We start from the raw sequence: 3,357 nt of genomic DNA on the forward strand, positions 1-3,357 counted from the left end.
CCCTCCACGACGTCACAGCTCCGCGTAGAGCGCTGCCGCGTCGTCGTGCGCCTTGCCGCGGCGGAACGCGCGGCCGTCCGGGTCGGCCAGCTCCGCCTCCCGGACGCGGTCGATCAGCGCCTGCGGGCCCTCCTTCGCCAGGAGCGCGAAACAGCCCGCCCAGCGCCCCTGCCGGAAGACCTCCACCCAGCGCGCCGCGCCGTCCGTGAGCGCCGCCAGCGCGCGGACGTCACCGCGCGCCGTCGTGCCCGTGACCGCGCGGGCGCTCACCGCCGGGTCGGCGGCGGCCGTGAAGAAACCGCCCTCGGCGTTGCGCTGGGCGTCCGCCACCCGCCCGATGGCGGCCAGCCGGGCGATGCGGTCGTCCAGGACGGCCGACACCGCGCCGTCCGCCCCCTCGATCAGCAGCACCGAGTCGGACAGCACCAGGTGCTCCACCACCTCCGCGTCCCAGCGCGCCACCACCACCGTCGCCTGCGGAGTGAGCCGCCGCGTCAGGTCGCAGCCGTCCCGATGGGCGTCGGCGGTACGGGAGATGGCGGTCGACAGGCACTTCGCCAGGGTCATCTCCCGGCGCGTCACCGCCAGTTCCAGCAGCGCCCCGCCCAGGCGCGCCGTGAACCACGGGACCCCGTGCGTACACCCCGACTCCCCGGCCGGCGGCGGCGTCACCCCGTCCAGCAGCACCAGGGCCCCGCCCCGCCCGCCGGCGGGCAGCGCGACGGACACGAAATCCTCGTTCGGGCGGCCCGGATCCCCCGGCTGGGTGGAGAGTTCGATGCGCATGCGGCCAGTGTGCCGGATGCCCGAATTTCCTTGCCCGTTGACGCGCATCCTTCCGGCGTGCTCGGCGGTTGATGTGGTGGGGCACTTGCCGGGGGGAAACGCGGCGGGTGGCACCCGGCAAGGGGCCACCAGCGGGATGTCGCCGGCGGGTGGAGCGGAAGACCAGAGCAGAATGCGAGCACCGGTGCGCAAGAAGCGGCTTCGCGGCGGCACGCGCGAACAGCAGACCACAGGAGTACCGGAGCGCACCGCCCGCGTACGCAACAGGCTCGTCGCCTCCGTCGCCGTCGTCTCGCTCGGAGCCCTCGGCGCGGGCGCCTTCGGCATCGCCGACGCCATACGCGACCTCACCGACTCCCGCCGCCTCGCCGGGCAGGCCACCACCGCGAGCGGCGCCGTCGCCCTCGCCCACGCCCTCGCCGACGAGCGCGACACCATGACCGAGTATGTGGCCGGGGGCCGTGCCGACTCGGGCGGGGCGGGCGCCGCGTCGGAGGAGCAACGGGCCGGTGTGGACCGGCAGATCGAGGAGTTCCGCGCGAGCGCGCCCGACCCCCTGCGCCGCCGCCTCGCCGCCCTGCCCGAGCTGCGCCGCCGCGCCCTGGCCGGCCCCGACGACGCCCTCGCCGTCTTCACCGCCTACACCGCCACCGTCCAGGCCCTCCACGCCGTGGAGACCGGGCTCGTCCAGCGGCTGCCCGGCCGGGCCCGGCCCGGCGAGGCCGTCGCGCTGCCCGCCCTCGGCCGGGCCGTCGAGGAGGCCTCCGCCACCCGCGGGCTGCTCCTCGCCGCCCTGGCGGCCCGCGGCGCCGGGCAGACGCCGCTCCTCGCCGCCGCCCAGCAACGGCGCCTGAGGGAAGAGGCCGCTCTCGCCGACTTCCACCAGCTGGCCCCCGCCGGGCTGCGCGCCGAGTACGCCCGTACCGTCAGCGGCCCCCAGACCGCCGCCGCCGAGGCCCGGCTCACCCGGCTGGCCGCCCGGCCCCAGGCCGTCGCCGCCGAACCGGAGCGGCCCGGGACCGTACGGGGGCAGCTGACCGTCCGCGTCGACCAGATGCGGGGGCTCGAATCCGGCCTCGGCACCGAGGAGATGGCCCGCCTCGCCGGCCTCCGGGAGCACGACACCGCCGCCCTGGAGGTGCGCGGCGCGCTCGCCGCGCTGGCCTTCCTGCTGATCCTCGGCACCGGCGTCCAGTCCGCCCGCTCGGTGACCCGGCCGCTCGCCGCGCTCCGCCTCGGGGCGCGCCGCGTCTGCGCGGACCCGGTGGACAAGGAGCCGGTCGCCTTCCGGGGCCGCGACGACGAGTTCGCCGAGGTCGCCCGCTCGGTCAACGTGCTGCACGGCACGATCGTCCGGCTGCGTGAGCGCGTCGCCCTCCTGGAGGGCGAGCGCAACCGCCTCGACGTGGCCCGCCAGGACCTCGCCGACGAGCGCGACGCGCTGCGCGCCCGCTGCCAGGAGATCGACGACCGGATGAGCGGGCTCTCCGGCCGGGTGCACGCCACCTTCGTCAGCCTCTCCCGCCGCACCCTCGGCCTGGTCGAGCGGCAGCTGACCGTCATCGAGTCCATGGAGGCCCACGAGGCCGACCCGGACCGGCTGGAGGTGCTCTTCAAGCTCGACCACCTCGCCACCCGGATGCGCCGCCACAACGAGAACCTCCTCACCCTCGCCGGCGCCGACCACCACAGCACCCACAGCAACCCGGTGCCCCTGCTGGACATCCTGCGGGCGGCCGTCAGCGAGATCGAGCGGTACGAGCGGGTCCGGATCCACTCCCTGCCCGCCCGCGCCCAGCTCGCCGGGTTCGCCGCCGACGACGTCAGCCACCTCGTCGCCGAACTGCTGGAGAACGCCACGACGTTCTCGCCCCCGGACGTCCAGGTCCAGGTCTCCGGCTGGCTGCTGGAGAACGGCGAGGTCATGCTCTCCATCCAGGACGAGGGCATCGGCATGCCCCCCGAGCGGCTCGACGAGCTCAACTCCCTCCTCGCCGAGGCCGACCCGGACCCGCGCGGCACCGGATTCGGGGAGCAGGGCGACCCCGTCATGGGCCTCGGCCTGTACGTCGTCGCCCGGCTCGCCGCCCGGCACGGCGTCCGCGTCAAGCTGCGCGAACAGCGCCCCGGCGGCATCACCGCCGTCGTCGTCCTGCCCGGCCACCTGCTGCCCGCCGAACCCCCGGCCGCGACCGACCCCACCGGGAGCCGGCTCCCGGGCGCCGTGCGCACGGCGCCCCACACCGACCTGCCCGGGGTGGTCGCCGAGGTCAACTCCCACACGCTGCACGGCCGGTCCCACCCCCAGGGCCCGCCACCGGCGGTGCCAGGGCCCCGGCGCTCGGGCCCCTGGGCCCAGCAGGACGAGCACACCATCCAGCTCACCACCGTGCGCAGGCCCGCACCTCCACCGGACGAATCCCGCCCGGCCGCGCCGCATACGGCACCGTCGCATCCGGGCACACCGCATCCGGCGCCGCCGTCATCCGCCTTTCCGCATCAGGCCATGCCGCACCAGGCCGCGCCGCACGCGAACGCGCCGCACCAGGCCGGACGGCACGCCTCCCGGAG

The 3,357-nt window shown here is 76.5% G+C and carries 2 protein-coding genes; one reads left to right on the forward strand and one right to left on the reverse strand.

The window, feature by feature from the left end:
• Positions 1-12: 12 nt before the first annotated feature.
• Positions 13-786, reverse strand: coding sequence for a protein phosphatase 2C domain-containing protein (locus K6I33_RS33390; RefSeq protein WP_229358480.1), 774 nt, complete (start codon positions 784-786; stop codon positions 13-15).
• Between the two features lie 172 nt (positions 787-958).
• Here K6I33_RS33390 and K6I33_RS33395 point away from each other — a divergent pair.
• On the forward strand, positions 959-3,357 hold a 2,399-nt coding region (locus K6I33_RS33395), incomplete at its 3' end, for a nitrate- and nitrite sensing domain-containing protein (RefSeq protein ID WP_229358482.1).

This window comes from Streptomyces sp. UNOB3_S3 (genome assembly GCF_020740895.1).
GTDB lineage: Bacteria > Actinomycetota > Actinomycetes > Streptomycetales > Streptomycetaceae > Streptomyces.

Coding starts and splice junctions, on each gene's coding strand:
- K6I33_RS33390 (WP_229358480.1), bottom strand. CDS start 786: ATGCGCATCGAACTCTCCACCCAGCCGGGGGATCCGGGCCGCCCGAAC.